Raw genomic sequence first — 16,428 nt, 5'->3', positions numbered from 1 at the left:
CCCGCCGCACCCGCTGCGAGGGGCGTCAGCCCAGGTAGGACCGGACCTCGGCGGCGGCCTCTTCGCCGTACGCCTTGGTGAAGCGGTCCATGAAGTTGGCGCGGCGCAGGGTGTACTCCTGCGTGCCCAGGGTCTCGATGACGAGCGTGGCGAGCATGCAGCCGATCTGGGCGGCGCGCTCCAGGTCGGCGCCCCAGTGCAGGCCGGTCAGGAAGCCGGCGCGGAAGGCGTCGCCGACGCCGGTCGGGTCGACCTTGGCCGTCTCCTCGGGGCAGCCGACCTCGATCGGGGTCTCGCCGACGCGCTCGATGCGGACGCCGCGCGAGCCGAGGGTGGTGATCCGGTGGCCGACGCGGGAGAGGATCTCCGCCTCGGTCCAGCCGGTCTTCGACTCGATGAGGCCCTTCTCGTACTCGTTGGAGAAGAGGTAGGTGGCCCCGTCGAGGAGGGTGCGGATCTCCTCGCCGTCCATGCGCGCGATCTGCTGCGAGAAGTCGGCGGCGAACGGGATCGACCGGGAGCGGCACTCCTCGGTGTGGCGGAGCATCGCCTCGGGGTCGTCGGCGCCGATCAGGACCAGGTCGAGGCCGCCCACGCGGTCGGCGACGGCCTTGAGCTCGATCAGTCGGGCCTCGCTCATGGCGCCCGTGTAGAAGGAGCCGATCTGGTTGTGGTCCTTGTCCGTGGTGCAGACGAAGCGGGCGGTGTGCAGGACCTCGGAGATCCGCACCGAGGACGTGTCGACGCCGTGGCGGTCGAGCCAGGCGCGGTACTCGTCGAAGTCGAAGCCGGCGGCGCCCACGAGGAGCGGGCGGCTGCCGAGCTGGCCCATGCCGAAGCAGATGTTGGCCGCGACGCCTCCCCGGCGCACGTCGAGGTTGTCGACGAGGAACGAGAGGGAAACCGTGTGGAGCTGGTCGGCCACGAGCTGGTCGGCGAACCTTCCGGGGAAGGTCATGAGGTGGTCGGTGGCGATGGAGCCGGTGACTGCGATACGCACGGCGGGGCGCTCCTGCGGGAAGGCGGTAATGACAGTTCACGCTACCGGGTGGGGAGCGCGCTGCCGAACAGGGGAAACTACCCCAGAGTAGGCCTTTTCCCCGGAGCACCGGGATGCATACGGTGCGCCCATGAGCCTGCACCCCGCTCCCCGTGAGCGTCACGTGTCCGAGCTGAGCCTCGCCCAGCTGCGCGGAGACAGCGCGCGCATGGTCCCGCACTGGGTCACCCCGGCCGCTCCGGCCCCCGCCCCGGTCTCCCCCGCGCTGATCCACGGCGTCGTCGTCCCGGCCGCCTCGGCGCGGCTGATCGACGCCACCGCCGAGTACGGCGGCTGACGGACGGAACCGTCCGCCCGCCCGCTCCGTCCCACCGGTGTCTTCCCGCAGGGATGCCAGGGTCCGAAGGAGCGATGCCGTGAGCGGTACGGAGAACGGTCGGAGTCGGCGGGGGCTGCTCGCGGCCTCGGTGACGGCGGGCGTCCTGCTCGCCGGAGGCGGCGGGGTCTACCTCGCCGTCGCGGCGACGGCGCCCGGCGAGGCCACGCCGGCCGGGGCCGGCAGCCGGGCCGACAAGGCGGCCGCGCCCCCGCCGCTCCGCCTGGAAGGCGGAAGCGCGGGGACGGACGGCGGCGGCGGTACGGGTGACGGTCCCGGTATCGCCCCCGGCGAGCCCGACCCCGGAGGCGGCCCGAACGGGACCGTCTACACAGCCAAGGGCCCACTCCCCCAAGGGCCCTCCTCGGCCGCGGTCCACCGGCCCGAGGGCCTGGTCACCTCGGCGGAGGTGACCAGGCTGGCCGAAGCGCTCGGCATCGCCGGGAGCCCCGCCCTGGTGGGCGAGGTCTGGACGATCCGGCCCGAGAAGGACGGCTCCGGGGCGCGCCTCGACGTGGCGCGGAAGGCGCCGGGGAACTGGACGTACTCCTGGTACGACGGCGGCCCGGCCGGCGACAGCTGCCTCAAGGGCAAGGCGTGCCCTCCGCCGGGCGAGACGAAGCCCTCCGCCGGCGGTTCGCCGGTGAGCGAGGCGGCGGCGAAGGCGGCGGCCGCGCCCGCACTGAAGGCGATCGGCCAGGACGACGCCAAGGTGTCGGCGACGCAGGTGATGAACGGCTCGGTCCGGGTGGTCAACGCCGAACCCGTGGTGGGCGGGCTGCCGACCTACGGCTGGTCGACGGGGCTGCACATCGGGCCGGACGGCCGGCCGGTCGCCGGGAGCGGGATGCTCAAGGAGCCGGCGAAGGGCGACACGTACCCGGTGATCGGGGCGGAGAAGGCGCTCGCCCAGTTGAACGAGGCCTCGAAGGGCACCGGCCCGATCGGCATCGGCGGCTGTGCCACCGACCCGCCGGCCGGGGCACCGGAGACGGGGAAGCCGGACGCCGGGAAGCCGGACGCCGGGAAGCCGGACGCCGGGAAGCCGGACTCGGGCAAGCCGGAGACGGGGAAGCCGGACGCCCTGAAGCCCGGCGCCGGGGTGCCGGAGTCGGAGAAGCCGACCGTCGGGAGGCCCGATCTGGGCGAGCCCGGCACCGGGTCGAGCTCTCCGGGTGCGCCCTGCCAGACGATCGTGGACATGGCGCCGCCGGACCAGGTGCCGGTGACGCGCGCGGTGTTCGGTCTGGCCGCGCAGGACGTGGCCGGCGAGCGGCTGCTCGTACCGGCGTGGCTGTTCACGGCGGACCCCGCGGACGCGGCGCCGTACACGGTGACGCGGACGGCGGTGGCCCCCGAGTTCCTGGTGCCGCCGGCGAAGCCCTCGCCCGCGCCGACGCCGGATCCCGACGAGGGCACGGCTCCGGCGCGGCAGGTCGAGTCCTTCCGGACCGAGGGGGACGGCCGGAAGCTGACCGTCACCTTCTGGGGCGGGGTGTGCAGCGACTACACGGTCACGGCGCGGGAGAGCGCGGACCGGGTCACGGTGCGGGTGAAGGAGACGCCCACCGACCCGGGCAAGGCGTGCATCGCCATCGCGGTCGAGGTGACGAAGACGGTGACGCTCGACCGGCCGCTGGGCGACCGGCCCGTCGTGGACGGGGCGAGCGGGGAGGCCGTGCCGCGCCGCTGATCCCCCGGGGCTGTCCGGCGGATCAGGCGCGACCCCGGCCATGATCCGCCGGACAGGCCCTAGGGGGTGTCGGCACATGCGCGAGGGCGGCGGCCCGGGTGTTCCCGGACCGCCGCCCTCGCGTTCGTGCTGGTACTGCTTAGCTGAACGAGTCACCGCAGGCGCACGAGCCCGTGGCGTTCGGGTTGTCGATCGTGAAGCCCTGCTTCTCGATGGTGTCGACGAAGTCGATCGAGGCACCCCCGAGGTACGGGGCGCTCATGCGGTCGGTGACGACCTTGACGCCGTCGAAGTCCTTCACGACATCGCCGTCGAGCGAACGCTCGTCGAAGAACAGCTGGTAACGCAGGCCGGAGCAGCCACCGGGCTGAACGGCGACGCGCAGGGCCAGGTCCTCGCGGCCTTCCTGGTCGAGGAGGCCCTTGACCTTGGCCGCGGCGGCGTCGGACAGGAGGATGCCGTCGCTGACAGTGGTCTTCTCGTCCGATACGGACATCTGCTTCTCTCCCGGTGTGTACGGAGACTGCTTGCCGACGGTGGTAACCATCGGTGCCCCGGATTCATTCCGGGCCGCGTGGGGTCTTCCCTCTTTCATGCTCGCACACCCTGTCCAGGAGCGCGGACGGCGAATTCGTCACATCGACACTATGGACATCGTCAACGTGACGTGAAGCGGTTATGATAGATAACGTCATTTCGACGAAAAGGTTTCTCCGAAGAAAGGGTGCGTGACGTGACCACCGCCCAGCCCCTGGATGTTCAGCCGACGCCGCTCGCCCTCCTCCTGCTCGGCCGCGAGGCCGACCCGAAGAGCGAGCGCGGCGTGGAGTGTCCGGGCGATCTCCCGTCGCCCTCCGACCCGGACCTCGTGGAGCGCGCCCGCGCGGCCAAGGAGAAGCTCGGGGACAAGGTCTTCGTGCTCGGCCACCACTACCAGCGCGACGAGGTCATCCAGTTCGCCGACGTCACCGGCGACTCGTTCAAGCTCGCGCGCGACGCCGCCGCCAAGCCGGAGGCCGAGTACATCGTCTTCTGCGGCGTGCACTTCATGGCCGAGTCGGCCGACATCCTCACCACCGACGACCAGAAGGTCGTCCTGCCGGACCTGGCGGCCGGCTGCTCGATGGCCGACATGGCCACCGCCGAGCAGGTCGCCGAGTGCTGGGACGTGCTGACCGAGGCCGGCGTCGCCGAGCAGGTCGTGCCCGTCTCGTACATGAACTCCTCGGCCGACATCAAGGCCTTCACCGGCAAGCACGGGGGCACGATCTGCACCTCGTCGAACGCCAAGCGGGCCCTCGACTGGGCCTTCGAGCAGGGCGAAAAGGTCCTGTTCCTGCCGGACCAGCACCTGGGCCGCAACACCGCCGTCCGCGACATGGGCCTGTCCCTCGACGACTGCGTGCTCTACAACCCGCACAAGCCCAACGGCGGGCTCACCGTCGAGGAGCTGCGCGCCGCCAAGATGATCCTGTGGCGGGGTCACTGCTCGGTGCACGGCCGCTTCTCGCTGGACTCGGTCAACGACGTCCGTGAGCGCATCCCGGGCGTGAACGTCCTGGTCCACCCGGAGTGCAAGCACGAGGTCGTCGCCGCCGCGGACTACGTGGGCTCGACCGAGTACATCATCAACACCCTGGACGCGGCCCCGGCCGGCTCGAAGTGGGCGATCGGCACCGAGCTGAACCTGGTCCGGCGCGTGGCCAACGCGCACCCGGACAAGGAGATCGTCTTCCTCGACAAGACGGTCTGCTTCTGCTCGACGATGAACCGCATCGACCTGCCGCACCTGGTGTGGACCCTGGAGTCCCTGGCCGAGGGCAACCTCGTCAACCAGATCAAGGTCGACGAGGAGACGGAGAGCTTCGCCAAGCTCGCCCTGGAGCGGATGCTGGCGCTGCCGTAACGATTCCCCGGATACGGGAGAAGGGGCGCCCCGCGCGATCGCGGGGCGCCCCTTCGTCATGCCGTACGGGTCAGACCGCAGCCGGCTCCTTCGCCTGCGGCGGGACCGTCACGTCGACGGCCTTCGCCTCCTTCTTCGCCGCCTTCTTCTTCGCGCGGCGCTCCTTGCGGAGCTCCACCAGCGCGTAGAGCGTCGGGACGAGGAGCAGGGTCAGCAGCGTCGAGGTGATCAGACCGCCGATCACGACCACGGCGAGCGGCTGGGCGATGAAGCCGCCCTCACCGGTGACGCCGAGGGCCATCGGCAGCAGGGCGAAGATCGTCGCCAGGGCGGTCATCAGGATCGGGCGGAGCCGGTGCCGGCCGCCCTCGATCACCGCTTCGACGACGCCAAGGCCCTGGGCCCGGTACTGGTTGATCAGGTCGATCAGGACGATCGCGTTGGTCACGACGATGCCGATGAGCATCAGCATGCCGATCATCGCCGGGACGCCCATCGCCGTGTCCGTGACCACCAGCAGACCGATCGCGCCGGTCGCCGCGAACGGGATCGAGACCAGCAGGATCAGCGGCTGGATCAGCGACCGGAAGGTCGCCACCAGCAGCATGAAGACGATCGCGACGGCCGCGAGCATCGCCAGGAACAGGTTGGTGAAGGCCTCGCTCTGGTCCTCGGAGACACCGCCGATGCTGGCGGTGGCGCCCGCGGGCAGGTCGAGGGCGTTGATCTTCGACTGGAGCGAGGCGCTCACCGCGCCGGTGTTGTCACCGGTCGGCTTGGCCGTGATCGTCGCCGCGCGGGCGCCGTCGATCCGGGTCATGGAGACCGGGCCGGGGACGAGCTCGACGGTGGCGATGTCGCCCAGCTTCACCGGGCCGAGCGGCAGGGCCTTCAGCTCGGCGAGGGTGGTGGCGGGCTTCGCCGAGGTGATGAGGACGTCCCGCTCGCTGTCGTCGAGGATCGCCTTGGCGGCCGGGGTGCCCCGGACGGCCTGGGCGACGATCGCGCCGAGCGAGCCGGTGTCGAAGCCCGCGTCGGCCGCCTTGGCGTTGGCCTTGACGGAGATGCGCGGGACGGACTGGGACAGGTCGCTCTGGACGTCGGTGACGTCGTCCATCCCGGCGATCGCCGTACGGACCTCCTCGGCGGCCTCCTTCAGGACCTTCGGGTCGGCGGCCTTGACGACCACGCTCAGGTCCTGGCTGCCGAAGCCGTCACCGGCGGCGATGGTGGTGTCGCCGATGCCGTCGAGGCCCGCGAGGGCCTTCTCGATGGAGGCGCGGGTCTTCTCGTACGCGTCGGAGTTCTCCAGGCTGATCTTGTACGAGGCCTGGTTGGAGCCGGTGCCGCCGCCGAAGGCCGCCATGAAGCCGGAGGAGCCGACGGTGACCTGGTAGTCCTTGACGCCCTCGGTCTCCGCGAGGACCTTCTCGATCTTCTTCGCGGCCTCGTCGGAGGCGCTCAGGCTGGTGCCGGGCGCCAGCTCCTGCTGGATGCTGAGCACCTCCTGCTCGCCCTGGTCGAAGAAGTTCGTCTTCAGGAGCGGGGCCATGCCGAAGGTGACGACGAGGACGACGAGCGCGATGGCGAGGCTCATGATGCGGCGCCGGGTCGCGAACCGCAGGACGGGCACGTACAGGCGCTGGAGACGGCTCTTCTCCTCCTTCTCCTCGGCCAGCCTGCGGGCCTCCGCCAGGTCCTCCGAGGTGCCCTTGGGGGCGCGGAGGAACCAGTACGAGAGGACCGGGACCACGGTCAGGGAGACGAGCAGGGAGGCCAGCAGGGCCGCCGTGACCGTCAGCGAGAACGAGCCGAACAGCTCGCCGATCATGCCGCCGGTCAGACCGATCGGCAGGAAGACGGCGACGGTGGTGAGGGTGGACGAGGTGACCGCGCCGGCCACCTCGCGGACCGCGGTGATGATCGCGCTCTGGCGCTCCTCGCCGTAGCCCAGGTGACGCTTGATGTTCTCCAGGACCACGATCGAGTCGTCGACGACCCGGCCGATGGCGATGGTGAGCGCGCCCAGGGTCAGCATGTTGAGCGAGAGGTCGCGGGTCCACAGCACGATCAGGGCCAGGACGACCGAGAGCGGGATGGAGACCGCGGTCACCAGGGTCGAGCGGATCGAGGTCAGGAAGACCAGGATCACCAGGACGGCCATGACGAGGCCGAGAGCGCCCTCCGTGGTCAGACCGGAGATCGCCTTGGCGACGGCCGGGCCCTGGTCGGAGACGACGGTCAGCTCGGCGCCCGCGCCGAGGTCGCGGCGCAGGTCGGGCAGCTTCTCCTCGACGGCGTCGGAGATGGCGACGGCGCTGCCGTCCTTGTCCATGGTGGCCATGACGGCGAGGCTGGGCTTGCCGTTGGTGCGGGTGAGGGAGACGCTCGGCGACTCCTCCTGGCGGACGGTGGCGACGTCGCCGAGGCGGACCGCCTTGCCCTTGCCGGGAGTGGCCGACGGGATGCGCAGGTCCTCGATCTGCCGCAGGGAGGTGAAGCCGCCGCCGACCTGGATCGTGCGGCTCTTGCCGGCCTCGGAGAAGGAGCCGGCCGGCATGGTGGCGCCGCCGGAGCGGAGCGCCTCGGCGAGCTTCATGGAGCTGAGTCCGGCCGCGGCGAGCTTGCGCTCGTCCGGGACGACGGAGATCTGGAGGTCCTGGACGCCGCTGACGGAGACCTGGCCGACGCCCTCGATGCCTTCGAGGGCGGGCACGACGGTCCGCTCCAGGAGGTCGGCGAGCGCCTGCGGGTCCTTGTCCGACGCGGCGGCGAGGACGACGGTCGGCATGTCGTCCGTCGAGCCGGCCACGACCTGCGGGTCGACCGAGTCGGGCAGCTGGGCGCGGGCCCGGTTCACGGCCTGCTGGACGTCCGCGACGAGCTGCTTCGTCGACTCGTCGCCGTAGTCGAAGGAGGCCATGACGACGGCCATGCCCTCGGAGGCGGTGGAGGTGACGCCCTTCAGGCCGTCGACGGCCTTGAGGTTGCTCTCCAGCGGTTCGACGACCTGCTTCTCGACCACATCGGGAGAGGCCCCCTGATACGGGGCGAGGATCGAGACCATGGGCAGCTCGATCGAGGGGAACAACTGCTGCTTCAGCTGCGGTATCGCGATCGCCCCGAACACGATCGCGACGATGGACATCAGCCCGATCAGGGCCCGTTGCGCGAGGCTGAATCTGGACAGCCAGGACATGGGGTCTCTCTTCTGTGGCGTACTCGTCGGCAGGCGGGAGCAGCCAAGACCCCGGCCGTGATCCGCTGGATCCGCCGGAGGTGCCCCCCCGCCTACACGATCCGCCATCGGCGCCGGGAAATCCTCGGCCCTCGGGTCCACATCCTTATGCCCCGCATACCGCGCCTGGAGTACGCCGGAGCCCCCGGTCACTCCACCCTCGGGCGTACCAGACCCGATTCGTACGCGGTGACCACCAGCTGGGCCCGGTCGCGGGCGCCGAGCTTGGCCATGGTCCGGTTGACATGCGTCTTCACGGTGAGCGGGCTGACGTCGAGGCGCTCGGCGATCTCGTCGTTGGAGAGGCCGCCGCCGACGAGGACGAGGACCTCGCGCTCCCGGGCGGTGAGCGCGGCGAGCCGCTCGGAGTAGGTGCGGTCGCCGGCCGTCAGGGGTTCGAGCCCGCCGCCCTGCGCGAGGAAGGTGGCGATCAGTCCCTTGGTGGCGGCCGGGGAGAGGAGGGCCTCGCCGCCGTGGGCGATCCGGATCGCGCCGAGCAGCTCCTCCGGTTCGGCGCCCTTGCCGAGGAAGCCGGAGGCCCCGGCGCGCAGCGACTGCACGACGTACTCGTCGACCTCGAAGGTGGTGAGCATGACGATGCGGACGGCGGCGAGCTCGGGGTCGGCGGTGATCGCGCGGGTCGCCGCGAGGCCGTCCGTGCCCGGCATCCGGATGTCCATGAGGACGACGTCCGGCCGCTCGGCGCGGGCCAGCTCGACGGCCTGGGCGCCGTCGGCGGCCTCGCCGACCACCTCCATGTCCGCCTCGGAGTCGACCAGGACCTTGAAGGCGCTGCGGAGCAGGGCCTGGTCGTCGGCGAGCAGTACCCGGATCGTCATGCGTCCTCCCCCGTACGGGTCGTCACGGGCAGTATCGCCTGCACCCGGAAGCCGCCGCCGTAGCGGGGTGCGGCGGTCAGGCTGCCGCCGAGGGCGCTGACCCGCTCGCGCATGCCGAGGAGGCCGTGGCCGCCGGAGTCGATGGCGGTCCCGGGCTGCGGGGCGCCGTTGTCGAGGACGGTGATCTCGACCGTACGGCCCACCCTGACGACGCTCACCTCCGCCTCGGCGTCCGGTCCCGCGTGCTTGCGCACATTGGTGAGGGCCTCCTGCACGATCCGGTACGCGGCCAGGTCGACGGTCCCGGGCAGGGGCCGGTCGCCGTCGGTGCGGGCCAGGGCGACGGGGAGGCCGGCCTTGCGGAAGCTGTCGAGGAGTCCGTCGAGGACGGCGAGACCGGGAGCGGGCTCGGTGGGCGCCTCGGGGTCGCCGGACTGGCGCAGGAGCCCGACGGTGGCGCGGAGCTCGTCGAGGGCGGAGCGGCTGGCCTCGCGGACGTGCGCGAGGGCCTCCTTGGCCTGGTCGGGGCGCTTGTCCATGACGTGGGCGGCGACGCCGGCCTGGACGTTCACCAGGGCGATGTGGTGGGCCACGACGTCGTGGAGGTCGCGGGCGATCCGCAGCCGCTCCTCGGCGACCCGGCGGCCGGCCTCCTCCTCGCGGGTGCGCTCGGCCCGCTCGGCGCGCTCGCGTATGGCGTCGACGAAGGCCCGGCGGCTGCGGACGGCGTCCCCGGCGGCTGCCGCCATGCCGGTCCAGGCGAAGACGCCGAGGTTCTCCTGCGCGTACCAGTCGGTCGGGCCGAAGATCATGGCGGCGGCGGTGAGCATCGCCATCGTGACGAGTCCGACGCGCCAGGTGGTGGGGCGATCGGTGCGGGAGGCGACCGTGTAGAGCGCGACGACGGCGCTCATGGCGATGGGGGCGGGCCGGTTGTCGTTGATCAGCTCGAACAGGCAGATCGTGACCGTGAAGCAGAGCACGGCGAAGGGCCTGCGGCGGCGCAGCACCAGCGCGGCGGCCCCCGCGACCATGATCAGCACGCTCCACACGTCGGGCGGGTGGTCGCCGAAGGTCGGCCCCTCGGGACTGCCGTGCGGGCTGGTGAAGGACCCGGCGACCATGCACAGCAGCGTGCCGCACGCGATCGTCGCGTCGAAGGCGAGCGGGTGCGCACGGAACCAGTCGCGGAGGCGGGCGTAGAGGGTGCCGGTGGCGGGGCCGGTGGGGGTCACGTCGAGGAACGGTACGGGGAAAGCGGCGACGAGGGGAAAGCGCGGGGCTCCGCCGCCGGGACGAGGGGGAAAGCGCGGTGTCCCCCCGCCCCGGTGGGGGCGAGGGGACACCGGTGGTCTTCGTGGGTGTCAGCCTGGGATGAGGCCGTCGTCGGCGAGCATCTCGCGGACCTCGTCCAGGCCCGCGTCCGGGGCCGGGAGGATCAGCTCGGAGGGCTCCAGGGCGTCGTCCGGGAGTGGCTCGCCGAGCCGGCGGACGGCGTCGAGCAGGGCGCCCAGTGTGCGGCGGAAGCCCTCGGTGTCCCCCGACTCCATCTCGTCGAGCAGCTCGTCGTCGAGCCTGTTCAGCTCCACGAGGTGGCTGTCGGCCAGCTTCCACTGGCCCTCCCCCATGATCCGTACGATCATGACGCGTCCTGTCTGTCGCCTGGCTTACGCCTACTTCTCGAAGCGCGGGTGGGACTGCTGCTGCTGGGTACGGTCCTGCGGCGCGGCCTCGCCGCCGCCTTCGAGCGCCTGCTGCTGCGCCGACGGACCTCCGGCCAGCTCGGCCTTCATCCGCTGGAGCTCCAGCTCGACGTCCGTACCGCCCGAGAGCCGGTCCAGCTCCGCCTGGATGTCGTCCTTGGCGAGCCCGGACTGGTCGTCGAGGGCGCCCGAGGCGAGCAGCTCGTCGATCGCGCCCGCGCGCGCCTGGAGCTGGGCGGTCTTGTCCTCGGCCCGCTGGATCGCGAGACCGACGTCGCTCATCTCCTCCGAGATGCCGGAGAACGACTCGGCGATCCGGGTCTGGGCCTGGGCGGCCGTGTAGGTCGCCTTGATCGTCTCCTTCTTCGTACGGAAGGCGTCGACCTTGGCCTGGAGGCGCTGCGACGCGAGCGTCAGCTTCTCCTCCTCGCCCTGCAAGGTCTGGTGCTGCACCTCCAGGTCGCTGACCTGCTGCTGGAGCGCGGCCCGCCGGGACAGCGCCTCGCGCGCCAGGTCCTCGCGGCCGAGGGCGAGGGCCTTGCGGCCCTGGTCCTCCAGCTTGGCGGACTGGCCCTGCAACTGGTTCAGCTGGAGTTCGAGCCGCTTGCGGGAGGTGGCGACGTCGGCCACGCCGCGCCGCACCTTCTGCAGCAGCTCCAGCTGCTTCTGGTAGGAGTAATCGAGCGTCTCGCGCGGATCCTCGGCCCGGTCAAGGGCCTTGTTCGCCTTCGCGCGGAAGATCATCCCCATACGCTTCATGACACCGCTCATGGGCTTCGCGCGCCCCCTTCTGACGGACTACGGCTCCAGCTCTCCAACAGGTCCACAGTACGGGCCCTGCATCCATTACCGCACTGTTCGGAGCGGGATGCGCTCCTCCCCAAGGACGACTGTGCGCGGCCTTCCTCCCGCCCAGGGTGTAGATGGATCTAGGGGGTGGCCCGGGAAACCCGCGCGTCCTCCGTGCTTACCGCCGTAGACGCAGTCCGTTAGCGGATCGTTCCCGCCCGGGCTGGGGTCCATGCCCACCACCCCGTACCCTTGGGTTTTGTGTTCCGTAGCCGTTCGAAGGACGAGAAGGCCCCCACCGACAAGGTGACGGCGGACCCTTCCACCACTCAGCCCCGCGACCCCGAGGCCCCGAAGGGCCGCCCGACACCGAAGCGGAGCGAAGCGCAGACCCAGCGTCGGCGCGCCGCGACGGTGCCGACCGACCGCAAGGAGGCTTCCAAGCGCCAGCGCGAGGCGCGTCGCTCGGACCTGGCCCGGCAGCGCGAGGCGCTGGCGAGCGGTGACGAGCGTTATCTGCCGGCCCGCGACAAGGGCCCGGTGCGCAAGTTCGTGCGCGACTTCGTCGACTCGCGCTTCGCGATCGCCGAGTTCTTCCTGCCGATGGCCGTGGTGATCCTCGTGCTGTCGCTCTTCGGGAACGCCAACCGGTCGCTGCAGAACATCTCGCTGCTGCTCTGGCTCGGCGTGATCATCCTGATCGTGATCGACTCGGTCGGCATCTGGCTCCGCCTGCGGAAGCAGCTGAACGAGCGCTTCCCGAACGAGCCGAAGCGCGGCGCCGTGGCCTACGGCCTCATGCGTACGCTCCAGATGCGCCGACTGCGGCTGCCGAAGCCGCAGGTCAAGCGCGGAGAGCGGCCCTGAGCGCCGACAGCTCGGGCCTCGGCGGGCACGCTTTCGACGAGCGGGCCCTCGATGATCGCGCCTTCGGCGTGGACGCGTCGGCGACGGGCGGCGCCGTGCTGCCCGCCGTCGCGCACTGGCCCGCCGGGCACGGCGGGCTGCGCGACACCATCCGGCAGGAGGTCATCGCGCGCCAGCTCGACGAGCAGATATCCGCGCGCTACCCCGTGGGGCAGCGGCTGCGGATCCTCGACGCGGGCATGGGACAGGGCACGCAGGCGCTGCGCCTGGCCCGCGCCGGGCACACCGTGACCGGCCTGGAGGCCGACCCCGAGCTGCTGAAGGCGGCGCGCGAGTCGCTGGCGACGGAGCCCGCCGGGATCCGCGAGCGGGTCCGCATGATCGAGGGCGACGGCCGCGAGACCGGCGTCCACTTCCTGCCCGGCAGCTTCGACGTGGTCCTCTGCCACGGCGTGCTCATGTACGCGGACGAGCCGGACGCCCTGCTCGCGGGTCTGGCCCGGATGCTGGCCCCCGGTGGCCTGCTCTCCCTGGTCGTACGGAACGGGGAGGCCCTCGCGATGCGCCCGGGGCTCGCCGGTGACTGGTCCGGGGCCCTCGCGGGCTTCGACAGCGATGTCTACACCGACGACAACGGCGTGAAGGTGCGGGCCGACCGGCTGGACGCGCTGACGGCGACGCTCGCGGGGATCGCGGCGCCGCTGCACGCCTGGTACGGGGTGCGGGTCTTCACGGACGGCATCCCGGCCGAGACGGGCCTGCCGGCCGCCGAGGAGCTGGACCGGCTGCTCGCCGCCGAGGACCGGGCGGGCCGCACGGAGCCGTACCGGCGGATCGCGGCACTTCTGCACCTGTGCGGCGTACGGGGCTGAGCCCCGCCGGATCCCGGCTCCCTGGTGAGCGCCCGTACCTGATCGGATGCGCTCGCCGGGCCCGGTGCCGGGGGCGCGCCGATACTCCGGACATGGACGTATCCCGTGGCCGACGGCTCCTCCTCCCGCTGACCGCCGGGGTCTGCGGTCGTCCGGATCGACGCGGCGAGCAGCCTCGGCTCCGGGGTCGTCCACGACGGCAAGGGGCACGTCGTCACCAACGCGCACGTGGTCGGCCAGGAGAAGACCTTCAAGGTCACGGCCGAGGGGGTGGGGGGGGGGGGGGGGGGGGCCCCCCCCCCCCCCCCCCCCCCGCCCCCCCCCCCCCCCCCCCCCCCCCCCCCGCCCCCCCCCCCCCCCCCCCCCCCCCGCGCCCGCGCCCCCCCCCCCCCCGGCCGGGGGGGGCCCCCCCCCCCCCCCCCCCCGGGGCCGGGGGGGGGGGGGCCGCCCCCCCCCCCCCCCCCCCCCACCCCCGTGCCGACAGGTCCTAGCCCTCCGCGTCCAGGGGCATCGGGCCGTAGATCTTGGCGCCGTCCTCCGAGAGCGTCACCTGGTCCGCGCCGCCGCCCAGGAGGTCACGCCAGTGCTCCCCGATCCAGCTCTCGGCGTCGCCCTGGGTGGTGAACTCCTCGGGAGCCACCACCGGCTCGACCTCCGTGCCGTCGGACTTCTCGAACCGCCACGTCCATGCCATGTCCGCCTCCAGGCGCTCACCGGATGATCGGTTTCCTGCCCGCAGCGTAGCCGGGCGCGCACGCCTCGCGGTGGCGCGGGAGGATCTGAGGGTGGAACTGACTCTGCTCGGCACCGGCGCCCCCCTCGGGCTCCCCCGCCCCGACTGCCCCTGCGCCGTCTGCGCGCTCTCCCGCGGTACCCGGGCCCGGGCCGCGACCGCGCTGCTCGTGGACGGGGCCCTGCTGCTCGATCTCACCCCGGGGGCCGCGCTCGCGGCGGCCCGTTCGGGCCATTCGCTCGTGGGCGTGCGGCAGGTGCTGCTCACGCATCCGCACGACGGGCCGGCCGTGGAGGTGCCCGCCGGGCTGCCGACGGCCGGAAGGGTGCCGGACGGCCGGGAGTTGACGCTGATCAGCGGGCACCGGGTGCGGGCGGTGCCGATGGACTCCCCCGGCACGGGGTACGAGGTGACCTCCGCGGACGGCGAGCGGCTGCTCTACCTGCCGCCGGGCGGGGCTCCCGCGGGGCTTCCGGAGGACCACGGCGCGCCGTACGACATGGTCGTCGCCGATGTGACGGGCCGTCCGGACGCGCTGGCGCGGCTGCGGGCGACCGGGGCGGTCGGCCCGGCCACCGAGGTGATCGCGGTCCATCTGGACCACGACGTGCCGACGGGGGCGGCGCTGGACCGGCGGCTGGCGGCGGCGGGCGCGCGGGCGGTGCCGGACGGGACGACGCTGTACGTGGGCGAGTACCACGAGGTGCCGGACGTGCCCCGGCGGACGCTGGTGACCGGCGGGGCCCGGTCGGGGAAGTCCGTGGAGGCCGAGCGGCGTCTGGAGACCTTCCCCGAGGTGCTCTACGTGGCGACGGGCGGGACCCGGGAGGGCGACCCGGACTGGGCGGAGCGGGTGGGGCTGCACCGGGAGCGGCGGCCGGGTGCGTGGCGTACCGCCGAGACGTGTGACCTCGTACCGCTGCTCGCCGAGGACGGTCCCGCGCTCCTGATCGACTGTCTGTCGCTGTGGCTGACGGACGCCATGGACCGGGTGGGCGCCTGGGACGACGAGCGGTGGGCGGACGGCGGGCAGACGGCGCTGCGGGAGCGGACGGCGGAGCTGGTCGCGGCGGTGCGGGCCACGCGCCGCACGGTCGTCGCCGTGACGAACGAGGTCGGCTCGGGGGTGGTGCCGGGCACGGCGTCGGGGCGTCGGTTCCGGGACGAGCTGGGCCGGCTGAACGCGGCCTTCGCCGAGGAGTGCGAGGAGGTCCTCCTCGTGGTCGCCGGTCAGGCGCTGGTGCTGCGCGGGTAGGGTTCCCCCACCGAAGGCCCTCGCTGATTGTCACAAGGCGGAACTGGTGAACCTGGACGACTTCTCCGATCTGATCGAGCGCCCCGACGGCGGTATCCGGCGTGACGCCGAGGAGCGCCGTGAGCGGCTGGCCGTGCCGCCGGGGGCGCTCGGGCGGCTCGACGAGCTCGGTGAGTGGCTGTCGGCCGCGCAGGCCTCGGTCAAGGTGCGCGCGATCGAGGCGCCGAAGGTGGTGCTCTTCGCGGGCGACCACGGGGTGGCCTCGCTCGACGTGTCGGGCCGCGCGCCCGGCACCGCGCACGAGCTGGTGCGCGCGGTCCTGGACGGGGCGAGCCCGATCGCCGTCCTGGCCCGCTCGACGAACGTGCCGGTACGGGTCGTGGACGCCGGTCTGGACTGCGAGCCGGAGCTGCTGCCGGCCGAGGTGGTGCGCCACCGGGTGCGGCGCGGCAGCGGCCGGATCGACGTGGAGAACGCGCTGACGGTCGAGGAGACCGAGGCGGCGGTCCGGCTCGGCATCGCGATCGCCGACGAGGAGGCGGACTCGGGCACCGATCTGGTGGTGCTCGGGGATCTGAGCGTGGGCGGTACGACCCCGGCGTCGACGCTGATCGCGGCGCTGTGCGGGACGGACGCCTCCGTGGTGACGGGCCGGGGCGGCGCCGGGATCGACGACCTGGCGTGGATGCGCAAGTGCGCGGCGATCCGGGACGCGCTGCGGCGGGCCCGGCCGGTGCTCGGCGACCAGCTGGAGCTGCTCGCGGCGGTCGGCGGCGCGGACCTCGCGGCGATGACGGGCTTCCTGCTCCAGGCCTCGGTGCGGCGGATGCCGGTGATCCTGGACGGGGTGGTCGGAGCGGCCTGTGCGCTGGTGGCGCAGCGGGCGGCGTTCCGCGCGCCGGACTGGTGGCTGGCGGGTCAGGTGAGCGGGGAGCCGGCGCAGGCGAAGGCTTTGGACAGGATGGCGCTCAACCCTCTGCTCGACCACGGCGTCCATGTGGGTGAGGGAACCGGGGCATTGCTCGCGCTTCCCCTCGTCCAGGCCGCGGCGGCCTTCGCCGCGGAGCTGCCCGAGCGACCGGATCCGACCACTCCGGACGGCGAGGGCTCCTCCGAGGTCTGACGGGGAGAAGCGGGAAAGACGGATCGTCCGACTC

General features: G+C 72.6%; 15 protein-coding genes and 1 pseudogene. 8 read left to right on the top strand and 8 right to left on the bottom strand.

Annotated elements, in window-relative coordinates:
• Positions 1 to 25: 25 nt before the first annotated feature.
• Complete coding sequence (locus tag ACZ6K0_RS17735; protein ID WP_376395585.1) at positions 26 to 1,000, bottom strand: carbohydrate kinase family protein; 975 nt, start codon at positions 998 to 1,000, stop codon at positions 26 to 28.
• Positions 1,001 to 1,130: 130 nt separating this feature from the next.
• On the opposite strand from ACZ6K0_RS17735, the gene ACZ6K0_RS17730 reads away from it, so the two are divergent.
• On the top strand, positions 1,131 to 1,337 hold the full coding sequence (locus tag ACZ6K0_RS17730) for a hypothetical protein (RefSeq protein WP_376395588.1): 207 nt from the start codon (positions 1,131 to 1,133) through the stop codon (positions 1,335 to 1,337).
• 79 nt (positions 1,338 to 1,416) lie between these two features.
• Positions 1,417 to 3,069 (top strand): hypothetical protein, encoded by a 1,653-nt coding sequence (locus ACZ6K0_RS17725; protein ID WP_469228377.1) that lies wholly within the window; start codon positions 1,417 to 1,419, stop codon positions 3,067 to 3,069.
• 139 nt (positions 3,070 to 3,208) lie between these two features.
• On the opposite strand, the gene ACZ6K0_RS17720 is transcribed toward ACZ6K0_RS17725, so the two are convergent.
• The gene (locus ACZ6K0_RS17720; protein WP_365777088.1) at positions 3,209 to 3,565 is read right to left on the bottom strand and encodes a HesB/IscA family protein; all 357 of its coding nucleotides are present in this window, start codon (positions 3,563 to 3,565) and stop codon (positions 3,209 to 3,211) included.
• 228 nt (positions 3,566 to 3,793) lie between these two features.
• On the opposite strand from ACZ6K0_RS17720, the gene nadA reads away from it, so the two are divergent.
• On the top strand, positions 3,794 to 4,975 hold the full coding sequence (gene nadA / locus ACZ6K0_RS17715) for a quinolinate synthase NadA (protein WP_376395595.1): 1,182 nt from the start codon (positions 3,794 to 3,796) through the stop codon (positions 4,973 to 4,975).
• A gap of 70 nt (positions 4,976 to 5,045) precedes the next feature.
• Here nadA and ACZ6K0_RS17710 read toward each other — a convergent pair whose 3' ends face one another.
• The 5 genes from ACZ6K0_RS17710 to ACZ6K0_RS17690 form a co-directional block, all read right to left on the bottom strand.
• Positions 5,046 to 8,174 (bottom strand): efflux RND transporter permease subunit, encoded by a 3,129-nt coding sequence (locus ACZ6K0_RS17710; RefSeq protein WP_469228379.1) that lies wholly within the window; start codon positions 8,172 to 8,174, stop codon positions 5,046 to 5,048.
• A gap of 188 nt (positions 8,175 to 8,362) precedes the next feature.
• Positions 8,363 to 9,052: a response regulator gene (locus ACZ6K0_RS17705; protein WP_376395601.1), complete on the bottom strand. Its 690-nt coding sequence runs from the start codon at positions 9,050 to 9,052 to the stop codon at positions 8,363 to 8,365.
• Positions 9,049 to 10,287 carry a sensor histidine kinase gene (locus ACZ6K0_RS17700; RefSeq protein WP_376395603.1) on the bottom strand — a complete coding sequence of 413 codons (1,239 nt, stop codon included), beginning with the start codon at positions 10,285 to 10,287 and terminating at the stop codon, positions 9,049 to 9,051. Before ACZ6K0_RS17700 ends, ACZ6K0_RS17705 begins: the two co-directional genes overlap by 4 nt.
• A gap of 129 nt (positions 10,288 to 10,416) precedes the next feature.
• On the bottom strand, positions 10,417 to 10,695 hold the full coding sequence (gene pspAA, locus ACZ6K0_RS17695; RefSeq protein WP_469228381.1) for a PspA-associated protein PspAA: 279 nt from the start codon (positions 10,693 to 10,695) through the stop codon (positions 10,417 to 10,419).
• A 30-nt stretch (positions 10,696 to 10,725) separates the two neighbouring features.
• Positions 10,726 to 11,526 carry a PspA/IM30 family protein gene (locus ACZ6K0_RS17690; RefSeq protein ID WP_376395609.1) on the bottom strand — a complete coding sequence of 267 codons (801 nt, stop codon included), beginning with the start codon at positions 11,524 to 11,526 and terminating at the stop codon, positions 10,726 to 10,728.
• 279 nt (positions 11,527 to 11,805) lie between these two features.
• On the opposite strand from ACZ6K0_RS17690, the gene ACZ6K0_RS17685 reads away from it, so the two are divergent.
• From ACZ6K0_RS17685 to ACZ6K0_RS17675, 3 genes and pseudogenes are all read left to right on the top strand, one after another.
• On the top strand, positions 11,806 to 12,411 hold the full coding sequence (locus ACZ6K0_RS17685; RefSeq protein WP_376395612.1) for a DUF3043 domain-containing protein: 606 nt from the start codon (positions 11,806 to 11,808) through the stop codon (positions 12,409 to 12,411).
• Positions 12,412 to 12,506: 95 nt separating this feature from the next.
• The gene (locus ACZ6K0_RS17680) at positions 12,507 to 13,283 is read left to right on the top strand and encodes a class I SAM-dependent methyltransferase (protein ID WP_469228831.1); all 777 of its coding nucleotides are present in this window, start codon (positions 12,507 to 12,509) and stop codon (positions 13,281 to 13,283) included.
• Positions 13,284 to 13,427: 144 nt separating this feature from the next.
• Positions 13,428 to 13,544, top strand: a pseudogene (locus ACZ6K0_RS17675) (signal protein PDZ); the annotation flags it as partial.
• 226 nt (positions 13,545 to 13,770) lie between these two features.
• Here ACZ6K0_RS17675 and ACZ6K0_RS17670 read toward each other — a convergent pair.
• On the bottom strand, positions 13,771 to 13,977 hold the full coding sequence (locus tag ACZ6K0_RS17670) for a hypothetical protein (RefSeq protein WP_376395615.1): 207 nt from the start codon (positions 13,975 to 13,977) through the stop codon (positions 13,771 to 13,773).
• A gap of 91 nt (positions 13,978 to 14,068) precedes the next feature.
• Here ACZ6K0_RS17670 and ACZ6K0_RS17665 point away from each other — a divergent pair, with 91 nt between their 5' ends.
• Positions 14,069 to 15,271, top strand: coding sequence for a bifunctional adenosylcobinamide kinase/adenosylcobinamide-phosphate guanylyltransferase (locus tag ACZ6K0_RS17665; protein WP_376395618.1), 1,203 nt, complete (start codon positions 14,069 to 14,071; stop codon positions 15,269 to 15,271).
• A gap of 46 nt (positions 15,272 to 15,317) precedes the next feature.
• Positions 15,318 to 16,394, top strand: coding sequence for a nicotinate-nucleotide--dimethylbenzimidazole phosphoribosyltransferase (gene cobT / locus ACZ6K0_RS17660; protein WP_469228383.1), 1,077 nt, complete (start codon positions 15,318 to 15,320; stop codon positions 16,392 to 16,394).
• Positions 16,395 to 16,428: the final 34 nt, after the last annotated feature.

The organism is Streptomyces sp. NPDC042346 (assembly GCF_055581845.1).
The sequence above is the reverse complement of the archived record's forward strand: the minus strand, read 5'-3'. Positions and strand labels throughout refer to the sequence as shown.

Bases quoted from the DNA above. Each gene is read 5' to 3' on its own strand.
- ACZ6K0_RS17710 (WP_469228379.1), bottom strand. From the start codon at position 8,174: ATGTCCTGGCTGTCCAGATTCAGCCTCGCGCAACGGGCCCTGATCGGG.
- ACZ6K0_RS17720 (WP_365777088.1), bottom strand. From the start codon at position 3,565: ATGTCCGTATCGGACGAGAAGACCACTGTCAGCGACGGCATCCTCCTG.
- pspAA (WP_469228381.1), bottom strand. From the start codon at position 10,695: ATGATCGTACGGATCATGGGGGAGGGCCAGTGGAAGCTGGCCGACAGC.
- ACZ6K0_RS17730 (WP_376395588.1), top strand. From the start codon at position 1,131: ATGAGCCTGCACCCCGCTCCCCGTGAGCGTCACGTGTCCGAGCTGAGC.
- ACZ6K0_RS17670 (WP_376395615.1), bottom strand. From the start codon at position 13,977: ATGGCATGGACGTGGCGGTTCGAGAAGTCCGACGGCACGGAGGTCGAG.
- ACZ6K0_RS17690 (WP_376395609.1), bottom strand. From the start codon at position 11,526: ATGAGCGGTGTCATGAAGCGTATGGGGATGATCTTCCGCGCGAAGGCG.
- ACZ6K0_RS17705 (WP_376395601.1), bottom strand. From the start codon at position 9,052: ATGACGATCCGGGTACTGCTCGCCGACGACCAGGCCCTGCTCCGCAGC.